This is a genomic window from Citrobacter sp. CFNIH10, assembly GCF_002934585.1.
Taxonomy (GTDB): Bacteria; Pseudomonadota; Gammaproteobacteria; order Enterobacterales; family Enterobacteriaceae; genus Citrobacter_A; species Citrobacter_A amalonaticus.
This window is the reverse complement of sequence record NZ_CP026216.1, coordinates 1,647,680-1,664,665: the sequence shown is the minus strand read 5'-3', so window position 1 is coordinate 1,664,665 and position 16,986 is coordinate 1,647,680. Positions and strand designations below refer to the sequence as shown.

The following is a 16,986-nucleotide window of genomic DNA, read 5'->3' as shown; positions in this document are numbered from 1 at the left end:
AATCTAATCTGTAATCAGGCTGAAAATTTTCTCAATCCGCCAAAACAGCTTCGGCGTTGTAAGGTTAAGCCTCACGGTTCATTAGTACCGGTTAGCTCAACGCATCGCTGCGCTTACACACCCGGCCTATCAACGTCGTCGTCTTCAACGTTCCTTCAGGACCCTTAAAGGGTCAGGGAGAACTCATCTCGGGGCAAGTTTCGTGCTTAGATGCTTTCAGCACTTATCTCTTCCGCATTTAGCTACCGGGCAGTGCCATTGGCATGACAACCCGAACACCAGTGATGCGTCCACTCCGGTCCTCTCGTACTAGGAGCAGCCCCCCTCAATTCTCCAGCGCCCACGGCAGATAGGGACCGAACTGTCTCACGACGTTCTAAACCCAGCTCGCGTACCACTTTAAATGGCGAACAGCCATACCCTTGGGACCTACTTCAGCCCCAGGATGTGATGAGCCGACATCGAGGTGCCAAACACCGCCGTCGATATGAACTCTTGGGCGGTATCAGCCTGTTATCCCCGGAGTACCTTTTATCCGTTGAGCGATGGCCCTTCCATTCAGAACCACCGGATCACTAAGACCTGCTTTCGCACCTGCTCGCGCCGTCACGCTCGCAGTCAAGCTAGCTTATGCCTTTGCACTAACCTCCTGATGTCCGACCAGGATTAGCTAACCTTCGTGCTCCTCCGTTACTCTTTAGGAGGAGACCGCCCCAGTCAAACTACCCACCAGACACTGTCCGCAACCCGGATTACGGGCCTACGTTAGAACACCAGCCATTAAAGGGTGGTATTTCAAGGGCGGCTCCACACGAACTGGCGTCCGCGCTTCAAAGCCTCCCACCTATCCTACACATCAAGGACCAGTGTTCAGTGTCAAGCTATAGTAAAGGTTCACGGGGTCTTTCCGTCTTGCCGCGGGTACACTGCATCTTCACAGCGAGTTCAATTTCACTGAGTCTCGGGTGGAGACAGCCTGGCCATCATTACGCCATTCGTGCAGGTCGGAACTTACCCGACAAGGAATTTCGCTACCTTAGGACCGTTATAGTTACGGCCGCCGTTTACCGGGGCTTCGATCAAGAGCTTCTCCTTACGGATAACCCCATCAATTAACCTTCCGGCACCGGGCAGGCGTCACACCGTATACGTCCACTTTCGTGTTTGCACAGTGCTGTGTTTTTAATAAACAGTTGCAGCCAGCTGGTATCTTCGACTGATTTCAGCTCCACGAGTAAATCGCTTCACCTACATATCAGCGTGCCTTCTCCCGAAGTTACGGCACCATTTTGCCTAGTTCCTTCACCCGAGTTCTCTCAAGCGCCTTGGTATTCTCTACCTGACCACCTGTGTCGGTTTGGGGTACGATCTGATGTTACCTGATGCTTAGAGGCTTTTCCTGGAAGCAGGGCATTTGTTGCTTCAGCACCGTAGTGCCTCGTCATCACGCCTCAGTGTTAAAGTGAACCGGATTTACCTGGAACACACACCTACACGCTTAAACCGGGACAACCGTCGCCCGGCCAACATAGCCTTCTCCGTCCCCCCTTCGCAGTAACACCTGGTACAGGAATATTAACCTGTTTCCCATCGACTACGCCTTTCGGCCTCGCCTTAGGGGTCGACTCACCCTGCCCCGATTAACGTTGGACAGGAACCCTTGGTCTTCCGGCGAGCGGGCTTTTCACCCGCTTTATCGTTACTTATGTCAGCATTCGCACTTCTGATACCTCCAGCATGCCTCACAGCACACCTTCGCAGGCTTACAGAACGCTCCCCTACCCAACAACACTTAGTGTCGCTGCCGCAGCTTCGGTGCATGGTTTAGCCCCGTTACATCTTCCGCGCAGGCCGACTCGACCAGTGAGCTATTACGCTTTCTTTAAATGATGGCTGCTTCTAAGCCAACATCCTGGCTGTCTGAGCCTTCCCACATCGTTTCCCACTTAACCATGACTTTGGGACCTTAGCTGGCGGTCTGGGTTGTTTCCCTCTTCACGACGGACGTTAGCACCCGCCGTGTGTCTCCCGTGATAACATTCTCCGGTATTCGCAGTTTGCATCGGGTTGGTAAGCCGGGATGGCCCCCTAGCCGAAACAGTGCTCTACCCCCGGAGATGAATTCACGAGGCGCTACCTAAATAGCTTTCGGGGAGAACCAGCTATCTCCCGGTTTGATTGGCCTTTCACCCCCAGCCACAAGTCATCCGCTAATTTTTCAACATTAGTCGGTTCGGTCCTCCAGTTAGTGTTACCCAACCTTCAACCTGCCCATGGCTAGATCACCGGGTTTCGGGTCTATACCCTGCAACTTAACGCCCAGTTAAGACTCGGTTTCCCTTCGGCTCCCCTATTCGGTTAACCTTGCTACAGAATATAAGTCGCTGACCCATTATACAAAAGGTACGCAGTCACCCCATTAAAGAGGCTCCCACTGCTTGTACGTACACGGTTTCAGGTTCTTTTTCACTCCCCTCGCCGGGGTTCTTTTCGCCTTTCCCTCACGGTACTGGTTCACTATCGGTCAGTCAGGAGTATTTAGCCTTGGAGGATGGTCCCCCCATATTCAGACAGGATACCACGTGTCCCGCCCTACTCATCGAGCTCACAGCACATGCAATTTTGTGTACGGGGCTGTCACCCTGTATCGCCGGCCTTTCCAGACCGTTCCACTACCACACATGCTGATTCAGGCTCTGGGCTGCTCCCCGTTCGCTCGCCGCTACTGGGGGAATCTCGGTTGATTTCTTTTCCTCGGGGTACTTAGATGTTTCAGTTCCCCCGGTTCGCCTCGTTAACCTATGGATTCAGTTAACGATAGTGCAACGAATTGCACTGGGTTTCCCCATTCGGACATCGCCGGTTATAACGGTTCATATCACCTTACCGACGCTTTTCGCAGATTAGCACGTCCTTCATCGCCTCTGACTGCCAGGGCATCCACCGTGTACGCTTAGTCGCTTAACCTCACAACCCGAAGATGTTTCACTTCTGATTGCGAAAATTTGAGAGACTCGAACACACCATTAACAGTGTGTCGTTTCAATTTTCAGCTTGATCCAGATTTTTAAAGAGCAAATATCTCAAACATGACTCGCTGAGTCAGTTTTGAGATACAAAGGCCGGCGACTTTCACTCACACAAACCAGCAAGTGGCGTCCCCTAGGGGATTCGAACCCCTGTTACCGCCGTGAAAGGGCGGTGTCCTGGGCCTCTAGACGAAGGGGACACTGAAGTCTGCTTCGGCAAGACGCCTTGCTTTTTACTTTTCATCAGACAATCTGTGTGGGCACTACAAAGGCAGGTTCTTTAAGGTAAGGAGGTGATCCAACCGCAGGTTCCCCTACGGTTACCTTGTTACGACTTCACCCCAGTCATGAATCACAAAGTGGTAAGCGCCCTCCCGAAGGTTAAGCTACCTACTTCTTTTGCAACCCACTCCCATGGTGTGACGGGCGGTGTGTACAAGGCCCGGGAACGTATTCACCGTGGCATTCTGATCCACGATTACTAGCGATTCCGACTTCATGGAGTCGAGTTGCAGACTCCAATCCGGACTACGACATACTTTATGAGGTCCGCTTGCTCTCGCGAGGTCGCTTCTCTTTGTATATGCCATTGTAGCACGTGTGTAGCCCTGGTCGTAAGGGCCATGATGACTTGACGTCATCCCCACCTTCCTCCAGTTTATCACTGGCAGTCTCCTTTGAGTTCCCGGCCGGACCGCTGGCAACAAAGGATAAGGGTTGCGCTCGTTGCGGGACTTAACCCAACATTTCACAACACGAGCTGACGACAGCCATGCAGCACCTGTCTCACAGTTCCCGAAGGCACCTATCCATCTCTGGAAAGTTCTGTGGATGTCAAGACCAGGTAAGGTTCTTCGCGTTGCATCGAATTAAACCACATGCTCCACCGCTTGTGCGGGCCCCCGTCAATTCATTTGAGTTTTAACCTTGCGGCCGTACTCCCCAGGCGGTCTATTTAACGCGTTAGCTCCGGAAGCCACGCCTCAAGGGCACAACCTCCAAATAGACATCGTTTACGGCGTGGACTACCAGGGTATCTAATCCTGTTTGCTCCCCACGCTTTCGCACCTGAGCGTCAGTCTTCGTCCAGGGGGCCGCCTTCGCCACCGGTATTCCTCCAGATCTCTACGCATTTCACCGCTACACCTGGAATTCTACCCCCCTCTACGAGACTCAAGCCTGCCAGTTTCGAATGCAGTTCCCAGGTTGAGCCCGGGGATTTCACATCCGACTTGACAGACCGCCTGCGTGCGCTTTACGCCCAGTAATTCCGATTAACGCTTGCACCCTCCGTATTACCGCGGCTGCTGGCACGGAGTTAGCCGGTGCTTCTTCTGCGGGTAACGTCAATGGCTAAGGTTATTAACCTTAACCCCTTCCTCCCCGCTGAAAGTACTTTACAACCCGAAGGCCTTCTTCATACACGCGGCATGGCTGCATCAGGCTTGCGCCCATTGTGCAATATTCCCCACTGCTGCCTCCCGTAGGAGTCTGGACCGTGTCTCAGTTCCAGTGTGGCTGGTCATCCTCTCAGACCAGCTAGGGATCGTCGCCTTGGTGAGCCGTTACCTCACCAACAAGCTAATCCCATCTGGGCACATCCGATGGCAAGAGGCCCGAAGGTCCCCCTCTTTGGTCTTGCGACATTATGCGGTATTAGCTACCGTTTCCAGTAGTTATCCCCCTCCATCGGGCAGTTTCCCAGACATTACTCACCCGTCCGCCACTCGTCAGCAAAGCAGCAAGCTGCTTCCTGTTACCGTTCGACTTGCATGTGTTAGGCCTGCCGCCAGCGTTCAATCTGAGCCATGATCAAACTCTTCAATTTAAGTTTGATGCTCTTAGAATTAAACGTCGTAATGAATTACGTGTTCACTCTTTGAGACTTGGTATTCATTTTTCGTCTTGCGACGTTAAGAATCCATGTCACTCTGAGTGCCCACACAGATTGTCTGATAAATTGTTAAAGAGCAGTTGCGACGCGCTTTAGCGCTCTGTCGCGAGGTGGCGTATATTACGCTTTCCTCTTTCAGAGTCAACCCTGATTTTCAGGATTTTTCTCTTCAACCGAACCGGCTGTTTGTGTGAAGTGATTCACATCCGCCGTGTCGATGGAGGCGCATTATAGGGAGTTCCCGGGCATCCGCAATAGAAAAGTTGCAGAAAAATGACTGACTGCTGCATTCCCCAGCAAAACCCCGCCTTATACCCTTTTACACACAGACTTATCCACAATCGTCGGGATCTTTGAGCGGATCTTCCCTGCCGTTAACGATCTATATAGAGAGAAAATCAGAACCAGAATCGAAAAAGAAAAATTCGCGAGCGTTGCGCAAACGTTTTCGTTACAATGCCCCCGCAAAACAAGGATGCCCCGTAAGGGGCGTTAGCTAAGTTTTTCACGAAAAATTCAGCTAACGCTCTCTGTTATCGTCAAATCCAGGGGATTTACCATGCAACAACGTCGTCCAGTCCGCCGCGCTCTGCTCAGTGTTTCTGACAAAGCTGGTATCGTCGAATTCGCCCAGGCACTTTCCGCACGTGGTGTGGATCTGCTGTCGACAGGGGGCACTGCCCGTCTGTTAGCAGAGAAAGGTCTGCCGGTGACCGAAGTTTCCGATTACACCGGTTTCCCGGAAATGATGGATGGACGCGTCAAAACCCTGCATCCTAAAGTACACGGCGGTATTCTCGGTCGTCGCGGTCAGGATGACGGGATTATGGAACAGCACGGCATCGCCCCCATCGACATGGTGGTTGTTAACCTTTATCCGTTCGCCCAGACCGTTGCCCGCGAAGGCTGCTCACTGGAAGATGCTGTAGAGAACATCGACATCGGCGGGCCGACAATGGTGCGCTCTGCTGCAAAAAACCATAAAGATGTCGCAATCGTTGTAAAGAGCAGCGACTACGACGCCATTATTAAAGAGATGGATGCCAACGACGGTTCTTTGACCCTCGATACCCGTTTCGACCTCGCGATTAAAGCCTTCGAACACACCGCCGCTTACGACAGTATGATTGCCAACTATTTTGGCAGCATGGTTCCGGCCTATCACGGTGAAAGCAAAGACGCCGCGGGTCGCTTCCCGCGGACGCTGAACCTGAACTTCATTAAGAAGCAGGATATGCGCTACGGTGAAAACAGCCACCAGCAGGCTGCATTCTATATAGAAGAGAACGTACAAGAAGCCTCCGTTGCAACCGCTCAGCAGGTTCAGGGCAAAGCGCTCTCCTATAACAACATCGCCGATACCGACGCCGCGCTGGAATGTGTGAAAGAGTTCAACGAGCCAGCCTGCGTTATCGTCAAGCACGCGAACCCATGCGGCGTTGCCGTAAGCACCTCTATTCTGGATGCCTACGATCGCGCCTACAAAACCGACCCAACATCTGCCTTCGGCGGCATCATCGCCTTTAACCGCGAACTGGATGCTGAAACGGCGCAGGCCATCATCTCCCGTCAGTTTGTCGAAGTGATCATCGCTCCATCAGCGACCGATGAGGCGCTGAAAATCACCGCTGCCAAGCAAAACGTGCGCGTTCTGACCTGCGGTCAGTGGGCTGAGCGCGTGCCGGGCCTGGACTTCAAACGTGTTAACGGCGGTCTGCTGGTACAGGATCGCGATCTGGGTATGGTCACTGCTGGTGAGCTGCGCGTGGTGACGAAGCGCCAGCCGACCGAACAGGAACTGCGCGACGCGCTGTTCTGCTGGAAAGTCGCGAAGTTCGTTAAATCCAACGCCATTGTTTACGCCAAAGAGAACATGACTATCGGTATTGGCGCAGGCCAGATGAGCCGCGTCTACTCCGCTAAAATTGCCGGGATCAAAGCCGCTGATGAAGGTCTGGAAGTGAAAGGTTCCGCGATGGCGTCCGACGCCTTCTTCCCGTTCCGCGATGGTATTGATGCTGCTGCCGCTGTTGGCGTGAGCTGCGTGATCCAGCCAGGCGGTTCCATCCGTGATGATGAAGTCATTGCCGCTGCTGACGAACACGGCATTGCGATGATCTTCACCGACATGCGCCACTTCCGCCATTAATGGAGCGAGACATGAAAGTATTAGTTATCGGAAACGGCGGGCGCGAGCACGCTCTGGCGTGGAAAGCCGCTCAGTCACCAACAGTGGCAACCGTATTTGTTGCACCGGGTAACGCCGGCACCGCGCTGGAACCGACGCTGCAAAACGTCGCGATCGGCGCAACCGATATTCCGGCACTGCTGAACTTTGCCCAGAGTGAAAAGATTGACCTGACGATCGTCGGCCCGGAAGCGCCGCTGGTGAAAGGCGTGGTCGATACCTTCCGTGCGGCGGGCCTGAAAATCTTCGGTCCAACCGCAGGCGCGGCACAACTGGAAGGTTCAAAAGCGTTCACCAAAGATTTCCTTGCACGTCACCAGATCCCGACGGCCGAATATCAGAACTTTACGGAGATCGAACCAGCTCTCGCTTATCTGCGTGAGAAAGGCGCGCCGATCGTCATTAAGGCTGACGGTCTGGCTGCCGGTAAGGGTGTGATTGTCGCAATGACGCTGGAAGAAGCCGAAGCCGCCGTACATGATATGCTGGCTGGTAACGCGTTTGGCGACGCGGGTCATCGCATCGTGATTGAAGAGTTCCTCGACGGCGAAGAAGCCAGCTTTATCGTGATGGTCGACGGCGAGCACGTCTTGCCGATGGCGACCAGTCAGGATCATAAGCGCGTAGGCGATGGTGATACCGGCCTGAACACCGGCGGGATGGGTGCCTATTCTCCGGCGCCGGTGGTGACGGATGACGTCCATCAGCGCACGATGGAACGCATCATCTGGCCAACCGTCAAAGGCATGGCGGCAGAAGGTAATACCTATACCGGTTTCCTGTATGCCGGTCTGATGATCGACAAACAGGGCAATCCGAAGGTGATCGAATTTAACTGCCGCTTTGGCGATCCGGAAACCCAGCCCATCATGCTGCGTATGAAATCCGATCTGGTTGAGCTTTGCCTTGCTGCCTGCGAAGGCAAACTGGATGAGCAAAAATCAGAGTGGGATGATCGCGCCTCGCTTGGCGTGGTGATGGCAGCGGGCGGTTATCCTGGCGATTATCGCACCGGCGACGTGATCCACGGTTTGCCATTGGAAGAAGTGGCAGATGGCAAAGTGTTCCACGCCGGCACCCGACTGGACGATAACGAGCAGGTTGTCACCAGCGGTGGTCGCGTGCTGTGCGTCACTGCGCTGGGGGATACGGTGGCAGAGGCGCAAAAACGCGCCTATGCCTTAATGACCGATATCCACTGGGACGACTGTTTCTGCCGTAAAGACATCGGCTGGCGCGCCATTGAGCGTGAACAGAACTAACGCGACAGTTTCGCCAGCAGCGTCTTTCGCGTAATCCCTAGCTGACGGGCGGCTTCCGTTTTGTTGCCGCCCGTTTTTTCCAGCGCCGCCAGAATCACCTCTTTTTCGACTTCCACCAGCGGCTGAATGGCCTGCTCCGTCATGAGCGGCAGGGGCTGACTCGCGATCGCCAGCGGCAGCTCGCGCTCAGAAATATACTCTCCGGTCAGCAGGACCACTGAACGCTCAATTGCATTTTCCAGCTCACGGATATTCCCCGGCCAGTCGTAGTGAATCAGCAGATCCATCGCCCGTGGGGTAAACCCTTTCACCGCCTTACGGTTACGTTCAGCAAACCGCTGGCGAAAGTGGTCAGCCAACAGGGGGATATCTTCCCGCCGCTGACGCAGCGACGGCGTTTCAATGGTCACTACGTTCAGGCGATAGTAGAGATCCTGACGAAAACGTCCGGCCTGCACCTCTTGTGCCAGATCGCGATGAGTCGCGGCAATCAGGCGGACATCGACCGAGATCGTCTGGTTGCTGCCCACACGCTGAACTTCGCGTTCCTGAATCGCCCGCAGTAACCGCACCTGCATCATCGGCGAGATATCACCAATCTCATCAAGAAACAGCGTGCCGCCATCGGCTTCGACAAAGCGCCCTTCCCGGCGCTTGTCGGCACCGGTAAATGCGCCTTTTTCATGACCGAACAGCTCAGATTCCAGTAGCGACTCGTTGAGCGCCGCGCAGTTCAACGTTATCAGCGGTTTGTCGCTCCGCTCACTGCAGGCATGCAGCGCACGCGCCACCAGCTCTTTCCCGGTGCCAGAATCTCCATGAATCAATACCGTTGCATCGGAAGGCGCAACCATCGCAATTTCACTCAGCAGTTGTCGCATCGCCGGGCTTTCGCCGACCATCCCAAACTGCGAGGCGGAAACTGACGGCAGCTCGCTGGCGGATGCTCGCGTATGCGCCAGCGCGTTTTCCAGCGTCGTTTGCAGATTATCAAAATCCAACGGTTTGATTAAGTAATCCTGCGCGCCGGTTTTTAGCGCCTCTACCGCCGTCTCCACGCTGGAAAACGCCGTCATGATCAGCACCGGAATTGCCGGGTTCAGCGTCTTGATCTCTTTCAGCGTTTCGATGCCGTCCATCTCCGCCATGCGTACATCGCACAACACGAGGTCAAAGACGTGTTCACGCACCTGCTCGAGTGCGGCTCGCCCGCTGTAGGCCAGCGCGACGTCATAGCCCCATCCTCGCAGTAATGCCTGTAAAATAGTGCAGTGGCTGACGTCGTCATCCACCACCAGAATATCGATCTTTGCGCGAATCATCCTTGTGAATCCTTACGTGTTAACGTCACCGGGAGCCAGAGGGTGAACGTTGCGCCTTTACCTGGCAGGCTATCCGCCTGGATCGTCCCGCCATGCTGTTCAATGATGTTCTGTACCACCGCCAGCCCCAGTCCCGTACCGTCCGCTTTCGTCGTGAAATAAGGGGTGAAAATGGCGGCCAGCTGTTCCGCCGCAATCCCTTTCCCGCTGTCTGCAACGGTGATTTTAACGCGATCGGCTCCGCTTGTGCTTGCCTCAACGCGGATGGTCCCCTGCCGATCGATGGCATGAATCGCGTTCAGATAAAGATTTAGCAACACCTGCGTCAGCCGGTCCGGGTCAGCCTGAACGGGCGGCAGCGCAGGGTCTGACACAAATTGCAGCTCAATCGCCCGACTCTGCGCGTCCTGGCTGACCAGTTGCAGAGAGTGGTCAATTACCGCATTGAGATCCACCGACTGCAAGGACAAGTGCGCGGGCTTCACCAGTTCCAGCAGTTCACTGACCACCCGGTTTAAACGATCGGCCTCTTTCGCCATCACCTGCGCCAGTTCATGCGCTTCACCGCCCGCTGGCGCGCGTTCAGCAAAGTACTTTGCCAGTCCTTTGATGGAAGAGAGCGGATTTCGAATCTCATGCGCGACGCCTGCGGCCAGATGCCCGATCGCCACCAGCTTCTCTTTACGGTTCATCTCATCCTGCAACAGCTGGCGAGAACGCAGGTATCGCCGGTACCAGAAAAACGTCAGGAGGGTCGCCAGCAGCACGGTGGTCAGCGCGAAAAGCATAATCAGCGTATTACGCCACTCACGCGCCTGCGTCACGGCCAACTCACTGGCATCAAAGGCGATAAAAATGAACTGATGAGCAGAACCCGGCATTGCGCCATTACCACGCGACATCCCACGCATCCCGTGTCGTCCAGGGAAAAACAGCGGCTGGAACTGACGATAGATCTCCAGCGCCGGAACGGTCTCCCCCTGCGCATCCGTCGCGTCAAGCGCACGCCAGCGCGCCTCTTCTCCTGGGTGTAATGTGTGCATCTCTGCTGGCGAGTAGAGCGTTTTCCCGACCAGGGCAGGATCGCTGTGCATGACAACGTTGCCCTGCGCATCGGTCACGGCAAACCACAGCACGCCTGGCTGCCCCGCCATCTCTTCGAGCAGCGTTTGCTGCTGAGCATGATGCATCCGCATGCCCATCCCGACGCGCGTCCCCGACTCCAGTGCACGGATTAGCACACTGCCTTTTTCCAGCAGCGTCTGCCGCGCTGCGTCACTTTCACGCCCGTAATCGCGGATCACCATCACGGCAAATAGCCCAACCAGAATCAGGATGATGGCGGGTAGCACCCCGCTCAACCATCGGGCTACCGTATCCTTATGTTCTCGCATCATTCTCATCAGCTCTGAGTGACTCAATCCCTTCTTTTCAGCAGAAATCATGCCACTTTTCGCGGCTCGTATCCCGGTCTTGCCACACAAACTGCCGACAACGCCGGGTAAAAATGACCCACTGCGTCCTTCCGGCGAGTCATTTTTACTCGCTTTGCTGGCCTGTGCATCGCCAGAACCCGCGCCGGGCGGGAAGAATCAGTCTGGCACGGAAGATGCAATACAGAAGATAAGACCACCCACTGGAGGATAAATGATGAAACGGAACACGAAAGCAGGCCTGGCGCTGATCGCCCTCTCTTTGATGGTGCTGGGTTCCAGCCCCGCCCTGGCACGGCATCACTGGGGGAACGGCGGCGGCATGTGGCAACAAAATGGCAGTGGACTGAGCGCAGAGCAGCAGGCTGCCGCGCAAAAAATCCATAATGACTTTTACAACCAGACTAACGCCCTACGCCAACAACTGATGTCCAAACGCTATGAATACAACGCGCTGTTAGCGACGAATCCGCCGGATACCGCCAAAATCAATGCGGTGGCGAAAGAGATGGAATCCTTAAGACAGTCTCTGGATGAACAACGGGTGAAACGGGATGTTGCCATGGCTCAGGCCGGTGTCCCTGGCGGTATGGGGATGGGTTACGGCGGATGCAGTGGTCGTGGCGGCCACATGGGAATGGGACACTGGTAATGTTTTGCCTGATGGCGCGACGCTTATCAGGCCTACAGAATGTCTGATGTAGGCCGCCATCCGGCACCCATCAAAACGTTTTTTCTTTTGGCTGCCAGTGGCAGAAGTCGGAATTCGCCACCAGCAGAAGCTGTGACCCTTCGGGCGCCTCCAGCCATGCCACGCTGACGTCAACAGATGAATGGCTCTGGCGGCGCTCAATGTGACTCATCGCCCAGGCATCTAAATCCGGTTTAATCGTCTCGCCTTCGCAGGTGGTAACCGTACGTTCAGCGGCATGCCAGCGTCCCTGACGCAAGACCACCCGCCCCTGTCGCAATGCATCGCTGGTCAGGCGGATCTGCTCGGCACGGTAACGGTACAATTCGATTTGGTCGTTCGACAACTGCTGTTTATGACCATCGACTTCGCGCTGCATAAAGCTCAGTTCGCCGCGATCGTCAAAACGCACGCGGATATGCTCCGGCGGTTCGCCATAAATATTGAGTTCTATCAGTGAAAGGGAATCACCCTGCCAGCGGTACTCGCTGGTTGTGGTACTGCCATTACGCCACGGACTGAACACCGAAAGCATATGGACGCCGTCTGATGCGTCTTTACGCCAGATACGCACCGCACCCTGGTTGTCAGCAAACCCACTGGCGGTAAACGGCGGAAGAGAGGCGTTATGGCTACAGGCCGTTAGCAACAGCACGCCTGCTAACGTCAACGTGCGACGCCAGACAGACGAAAGGGGCGAAGCCGCCCCTTCATTAAAACTGTTCACAGCCACGCGGTCTTACTTAACTGCGTCTTTCAGTGCTTTACCAGAAACAAACGCCGGTACGTTAGCTGCGGCGATTTTGATTTCTTTACCGGTCTGCGGGTTGCGGCCAGTGCGCTCAGCACGGTGGTTCACTTTGAAGGTACCGAAACCAACCAGTTGTACAGCATCGCCTTCTTTCAGAGACTCAGTAATAGCAGCCAGAGTGGATTCCAGAGCAGCTTTAGCCTGGGTTTTGGACAGTTCTGCTTTGTCTGCAATTACATCAATCAGTTGAGTCTTGTTCATAAGTTATCCTTACAATGTGTTTATCGCTTGCTAAGCATCGAGTGCGACGGAAATGCCAGAAAAGCACTCTCCTGCATACACGCACCGATAGCCACTTTTTTTCGCCCTCCAAATGTAGACCAGACGGGGGGCGGAAGGGAAGCCTTCAGGTACGACAATTCAGAAGTTAAATCACGTTTTCGTGTCTTACTGCTGCAAATTTATACCGATATTGCTCTCGCCAGCCTCACGCAGGTCTGCTCTAAGCCCTTTTATCAGCTCAATGTCGCGTTCTTCACAGTCAGCTAAAAGTCGGAATATTTCCCACTGAATATCCCACTCTTGCTCCACCGCCGGGTTATCTTTGAGCTCTTCATCGCTCATTTCTCGACCTGCCTGGGTCATTTCCAGCATCGCAACCGTAGTGATGGACGTCTTGCTGACTTCAATGGCGTGTTCCAGCGTCTCACCGCTCAAACGGGAATGAACCAGCTCGCTTAACGCCACGCAGGCATCAATGGCCGGATAAACCCCATACAAGTCATAATCGTCTGCCGCCGGGATCGCTTCTTCAAACTTCTCCAGTTGGCTGTCGAAATTCACTTTCGCGTCTTTGACCGTCAGCGTTTCCCAGATCAGGTCCAGAATACGGCGGTACACCTGTCCGTCGCCAAACCCGGTCTGTTGGCAGAACATGGCATAGTTCGGGTACATGCGCTCACACAGGCAGGCCATAAACGTGACGTGCTGCCAGCTTTCCAGACGTTCCAGACGCAGATGAATCGGGTTTTGTAACATGATGAATTCTCGAATCAGAAATTAGCGGCAGTGTACCGCAATCAGGGCTGAATTTCCTGCCATCGCATAAATGCTGGACGTTCCGATGCCACCGCATCCGCCCAGCGGGTTGGCTCCGGCAGGCGGTAGCCTTTCATACAGCGCTGCACCCACGCCAGGGCACTGTCCAACCCGACACGATGGCCCGTAGCGATAAACAGCGGATTACAGCGCGCTTTGCTACGCCAGACCCATGCCAGTTGCTCACCTTTGTCCATCAGCGGCGCCAGTGCGCCAGGTTCAGCAGAGAGTGGTTCGAACTTGCCGCACAATCGTTTTTTCGCCACACCAATGGTCGGCACATCCACCAACAGTCCGAAATGGCTGGCCACGCCGAGACGGCGCGGATGGGAAATACCGTGACCATCCACAAAGAGCAAATCGGGTTTTTGCGAGAGTTGCTCCCACGCTGCCAGCAACGCGGGATATTCACGGAAGGAGAGAAAGCCGGGGATATAAGGCATGGTGGTGGCGATGCGCGCCACTTTGTATTCCACCAGTTCCAGCGAGGGATATTTCAGCAAAACCATCGCCGCCCGCGTCACCTCTCCGCCCTGTTCAAACCCCACGTCTGCCCCGCCGATCAGATCCGGCGGATCGTTATCAAGTTGATCCACGCGGATTACAGATGAGGCCAGTTCAAGTTGTTGAGCGCGTAGCGACGCGAGGTCCATATGGTCTCCTTAGCGGTGGTATTGCGCGGACAGCCGGTGCACCGCCTCCACAAAGGCGCCAGCATGTTCTGGCGGCACGTCCTGGTGGATGCCGTGACCGAGGTTAAAGACGTGGCCTTCCCCCTGGCCGAAACCAGAAAGTATAGACACCACTTCTTCTTCGATCCGCGCCGCAGGCGCATAGAGCATGGAAGGATCCATGTTGCCCTGTAAAGCGACCTTGTGTCCCACGCGACGACGTGCATCGGCAATATCGGTGGTCCAGTCGAGCCCGAGCGCATCGCAGCCGGTTTCCGCCATCGCTTCCAGCCACTGTCCGCCACCTTTAGTAAACAGCGTCACCGGCACGCGGCGACCGTCGTTCTCACGCAGCAGGCCATCAACGATTTTGTGCATGTAATACAGCGAGAACTGCTGATAATCGCGTCCGGTCAGCACGCCACCCCAGGTGTCGAAAATCATCACCGACTGCGCGCCCGCCTTGATTTGAGCATTCAGATACAGCGTGACGCTCTTCGCCAGCTTATCAAGTAGCGCATGCAGCGTTTTCGGGTCGGCATACATCATCTTTTTAATCACGGTAAAGGCTTTGCTGCTTCCACCTTCCACCATGTAGGTCGCCAGCGTCCACGGACTGCCGGAGAAGCCAATCAGCGGCACATCGCCTTTTAGCTCGCGACGAATCGTACGTACCGCGTTCATCACGTAGCCCAGTTCATCTTCCGGATCGGGAACCGGCAGCTTGTCGACATCGGCTTTGCAGGCGACCGGTGCAGTAAAACGCGGACCTTCGCCGGCTTCAAACCAGAGCCCCAGCCCCATCGCATCCGGAATGGTCAGGATATCCGAGAAGAGGATCGCCGCATCAAGCGGATAACGGCGCAGCGGCTGGAGCGTCACTTCGCAGGCCAGCTCGGCATTTTTGCACAGTGACATAAAATCGCCCGCCTCTGCGCGGGTGGCTTTATATTCCGGTAAATAGCGGCCCGCCTGGCGCATCATCCATACCGGGGTGACATCAACGGGCTGGCGCAGCAGCGCACGCAGATAACGATCGTTCTTCAGTTCGGTCATTTTTGCAGTTCCTTATTGCGTCAGGCCGTCAGTGTATCATGTCATTCATACTCAGCCCGACACATTGCCACGGTATCTTCGATCAGACGCCGTGCGACGGTGCCAGGCGGCGGCAGGAGTGGTAGATCATCGTAGCGATACCAGTTAGCCTCCAGCAACTCTTTCGGGTCGATGACAATCTCGCCGCTGTCATACTCCGCCATAAACGCAGTCATCAGCGACATCGGGAAAGGCCACGGCTGCGAGGTGATATAGCGCAGGTTTTTAATTTTAATGCCGCTCTCTTCCATCACCTCACGCGCCACCGCCTGTTCCAGGGTCTCGCCCACCTCAACAAATCCGGCAAGTACGGTATGTACGCCGTTACGATGGCGAACGTGTTGGGCAAGCAGGATCGAATCCTCACGGCGAATGGCGACGATAATGCAGGGGGCGATTTGCGGATAGTAACGTTCACGGCAGTGGGTACAGAGCATCGCCCACTCGGTTTTACTCGGATGCATCAGGTGCCCGCAGTAGCCACAGAATTTATGCGATCGATAAAACTCAGCCAGCTGTACCCCGCGCCCCGCCAGTTGAAACAGCCCCACATCCTGATCGATCACCTGACGAACCGATCCCATCTCGTGACGCCGATGCTGTTGCACCAGCCAGACGGGTTCGCCTTCCCACTCTCCGATTTGCAGCGCTGGCTGCCCGACAAGATCGAAAGTTGCCGCATCGCCGTGTGGCAATTCGCCATGAGGCAACCATAATTTTTGCTCATGGCTGACGATCCACCAGCCGTGATCTAATTTTTCAATTATACGATCCATAGCTCTTGCACTACCTTTGCTTCACTGGCATGTTGATAACATTATTTTTACAATTCCTGCGTGAGCAGTTTTTAAATCTACACTTGCGGAGTCAATCATGCTAAACCAGCTGGAAGACCTGACAGAGCGCGTCAGAGGAAGTAACAAACTGGTTGATCGCTGGCTACATGTACGTAAGCATCTGCTCGTGGCTTACTACAATCTGGTTGGCATTAAGCCTGGCAAAGAATCGTACATGCAACTGAATGAAAAAGCGCTGGATGATTTTTGTCAGAGCCTGGTCGACTACCTCTCCACCGGACACTTCAGTATTTATGAACGTATTCTGCATAAATTGGAAGGTAACGGGCAGCTTTTAAAAGCGACAAAAATTTGGCCGCTACTGGAAGCTAACACACAACGCATCATGGACTACTATGACTCCAGCCTGGAAACGGCGATTGATCATGATAACTGCCTGGAGTTTCAACAAGTTTTATCCGATCTCGGCGAAGCGCTGGAAGCCCGATTTGCGCTAGAAGATAAGCTGATCATGCTGGTCTTTGACGCCATGCATGACAATGCGGTTATCAAACGTCCTGCTTGAGTTCGGCGCACAGAACGCGTAGTTTACCCCTATTGCCTCTTATCAGAGGTTACATCTTGTCGGAGTGCCTGGTGTGAAAACACCGGCTGAGACCGTTAATTCGGGATCCGCGGAACCTGATCAGGTTAAAACCTGCGAAGGGAACAAGAGTAATTCTGCTTTATGCGTAAGCCTTAACGGGCGTCGCACA

13 protein-coding genes, 1 tRNA gene, 2 rRNA genes and 1 riboswitch are annotated in these 16,986 nt (G+C 54.6%); of the genes, 5 read left to right on the top strand and 11 right to left on the bottom strand.

Annotated features, from left to right (window positions below; genetic code table 11):
• Positions 1-60: 60 nt before the first annotated feature.
• From C2U53_RS11420 to C2U53_RS11410, 3 genes are all read right to left on the bottom strand, one after another.
• Positions 61-2,967 (bottom strand): 23S ribosomal RNA (locus C2U53_RS11420).
• Positions 2,968-3,153: 186 nt separating this feature from the next.
• Positions 3,154-3,229: transfer RNA gene (locus C2U53_RS11415), tRNA-Glu, on the bottom strand.
• A gap of 86 nt (positions 3,230-3,315) precedes the next feature.
• A 16S ribosomal RNA gene (locus C2U53_RS11410) occupies positions 3,316-4,857 on the bottom strand.
• Together the 16S and 23S rRNA genes with 1 tRNA gene alongside form the textbook arrangement of a ribosomal RNA operon.
• 625 nt (positions 4,858-5,482) lie before the next feature.
• Here C2U53_RS11410 and purH point away from each other — a divergent pair.
• Together purH and purD are read left to right on the top strand one after the other, a co-directional pair.
• Complete coding sequence (gene purH, locus C2U53_RS11405) at positions 5,483-7,072, top strand: bifunctional phosphoribosylaminoimidazolecarboxamide formyltransferase/IMP cyclohydrolase (protein WP_042998989.1); 1,590 nt, start codon at positions 5,483-5,485, stop codon at positions 7,070-7,072.
• Positions 7,073-7,083: 11 nt separating this feature from the next.
• On the top strand, positions 7,084-8,373 hold the full coding sequence (purD, locus tag C2U53_RS11400; protein WP_044326879.1) for a phosphoribosylamine--glycine ligase: 1,290 nt from the start codon (positions 7,084-7,086) through the stop codon (positions 8,371-8,373).
• On the opposite strand, the gene zraR is transcribed toward purD, so the two are convergent.
• Together zraR and zraS are read right to left on the bottom strand one after the other, a co-directional pair.
• Positions 8,370-9,695 (bottom strand): sigma-54-dependent response regulator transcription factor ZraR, encoded by a 1,326-nt coding sequence (gene zraR / locus C2U53_RS11395; protein ID WP_104445911.1) that lies wholly within the window; start codon positions 9,693-9,695, stop codon positions 8,370-8,372. The two genes, purD and zraR, sit on opposite strands and share 4 nt — an antisense overlap.
• Entirely contained in the window at positions 9,692-11,098 is a 1,407-nt protein-coding gene (gene zraS / locus C2U53_RS11390) for a two-component system sensor histidine kinase ZraS (protein WP_054177378.1), read from the bottom strand. Before zraS ends, zraR begins: the two co-directional genes overlap by 4 nt.
• Before the next feature lie 40 nt (positions 11,099-11,138).
• On the opposite strand from zraS, the gene C2U53_RS29900 reads away from it, so the two are divergent.
• Both C2U53_RS29900 and zraP read left to right on the top strand, forming a co-directional pair.
• A complete protein-coding gene (locus tag C2U53_RS29900; RefSeq protein ID WP_141227670.1) occupies positions 11,139-11,342 on the top strand; it encodes a hypothetical protein in 204 nt (67 codons plus the stop codon).
• Positions 11,343-11,345: 3 nt separating this feature from the next.
• Complete coding sequence (gene zraP, locus C2U53_RS11385) at positions 11,346-11,780, top strand: zinc resistance sensor/chaperone ZraP (protein WP_044326882.1); 435 nt, start codon at positions 11,346-11,348, stop codon at positions 11,778-11,780.
• Between the two features lie 70 nt (positions 11,781-11,850).
• Here zraP and C2U53_RS11380 read toward each other — a convergent pair whose 3' ends face one another.
• The 6 genes from C2U53_RS11380 to nudC all read right to left on the bottom strand — a co-directional run bounded on the left by C2U53_RS11380 (position 11,851) and on the right by nudC (position 16,210).
• The gene (locus C2U53_RS11380; protein WP_104446883.1) at positions 11,851-12,546 is read right to left on the bottom strand and encodes a DUF1481 domain-containing protein; all 696 of its coding nucleotides are present in this window, start codon (positions 12,544-12,546) and stop codon (positions 11,851-11,853) included.
• 12 nt (positions 12,547-12,558) lie between these two features.
• Positions 12,559-12,831 (bottom strand): nucleoid-associated protein HU-alpha, encoded by a 273-nt coding sequence (gene hupA, locus C2U53_RS11375; protein ID WP_001044509.1) that lies wholly within the window; start codon positions 12,829-12,831, stop codon positions 12,559-12,561.
• Positions 12,832-13,017: 186 nt separating this feature from the next.
• Positions 13,018-13,608 carry a YjaG family protein gene (locus C2U53_RS11370; protein WP_042998985.1) on the bottom strand — a complete coding sequence of 197 codons (591 nt, stop codon included), beginning with the start codon at positions 13,606-13,608 and terminating at the stop codon, positions 13,018-13,020.
• A gap of 41 nt (positions 13,609-13,649) precedes the next feature.
• Positions 13,650-14,321, bottom strand: a complete 672-nt coding sequence (nfi, locus tag C2U53_RS11365) for a deoxyribonuclease V (RefSeq protein WP_042998984.1) — start codon at positions 14,319-14,321, stop codon at positions 13,650-13,652.
• 9 nt (positions 14,322-14,330) lie between these two features.
• The gene (gene hemE / locus C2U53_RS11360) at positions 14,331-15,395 is read right to left on the bottom strand and encodes a uroporphyrinogen decarboxylase (protein WP_104445910.1); all 1,065 of its coding nucleotides are present in this window, start codon (positions 15,393-15,395) and stop codon (positions 14,331-14,333) included.
• Positions 15,396-15,436: 41 nt separating this feature from the next.
• Entirely contained in the window at positions 15,437-16,210 is a 774-nt protein-coding gene (gene nudC / locus C2U53_RS11355; protein WP_042998982.1) for an NAD(+) diphosphatase, read from the bottom strand.
• Positions 16,211-16,307: 97 nt separating this feature from the next.
• Here nudC and C2U53_RS11350 point away from each other — a divergent pair, with 97 nt between their 5' ends.
• A complete protein-coding gene (locus tag C2U53_RS11350; RefSeq protein WP_042998981.1) occupies positions 16,308-16,796 on the top strand; it encodes an Rsd/AlgQ family anti-sigma factor in 489 nt (162 codons plus the stop codon).
• A 50-nt stretch (positions 16,797-16,846) separates the two neighbouring features.
• Positions 16,847-16,956: riboswitch (TPP riboswitch) on the top strand.
• Positions 16,957-16,986 lie beyond the last annotated feature (30 nt).

What these genes read in the sequence shown, in the direction of transcription:
- purH (WP_042998989.1), top strand. Translation starts at nt 5,483, where the DNA reads ATGCAACAACGTCGTCCAGTCCGCCGCGCTCTGCTCAGTGTTTCTGAC.
- purD (WP_044326879.1), top strand. Translation starts at nt 7,084, where the DNA reads ATGAAAGTATTAGTTATCGGAAACGGCGGGCGCGAGCACGCTCTGGCG.
- zraR (WP_104445911.1), bottom strand. Translation starts at nt 9,695, where the DNA reads ATGATTCGCGCAAAGATCGATATTCTGGTGGTGGATGACGACGTCAGC.
- zraS (WP_054177378.1), bottom strand. Translation starts at nt 11,098, where the DNA reads ATGAGAATGATGCGAGAACATAAGGATACGGTAGCCCGATGGTTGAGC.
- C2U53_RS29900 (WP_141227670.1), top strand. Translation starts at nt 11,139, where the DNA reads ATGCCACTTTTCGCGGCTCGTATCCCGGTCTTGCCACACAAACTGCCG.
- zraP (WP_044326882.1), top strand. Translation starts at nt 11,346, where the DNA reads ATGAAACGGAACACGAAAGCAGGCCTGGCGCTGATCGCCCTCTCTTTG.
- hupA (WP_001044509.1), bottom strand. Translation starts at nt 12,831, where the DNA reads ATGAACAAGACTCAACTGATTGATGTAATTGCAGACAAAGCAGAACTG.
- C2U53_RS11370 (WP_042998985.1), bottom strand. Translation starts at nt 13,608, where the DNA reads ATGTTACAAAACCCGATTCATCTGCGTCTGGAACGTCTGGAAAGCTGG.
- nfi (WP_042998984.1), bottom strand. Translation starts at nt 14,321, where the DNA reads ATGGACCTCGCGTCGCTACGCGCTCAACAACTTGAACTGGCCTCATCT.
- hemE (WP_104445910.1), bottom strand. Translation starts at nt 15,395, where the DNA reads ATGACCGAACTGAAGAACGATCGTTATCTGCGTGCGCTGCTGCGCCAG.
- nudC (WP_042998982.1), bottom strand. Translation starts at nt 16,210, where the DNA reads ATGGATCGTATAATTGAAAAATTAGATCACGGCTGGTGGATCGTCAGC.
- C2U53_RS11350 (WP_042998981.1), top strand. Translation starts at nt 16,308, where the DNA reads ATGCTAAACCAGCTGGAAGACCTGACAGAGCGCGTCAGAGGAAGTAAC.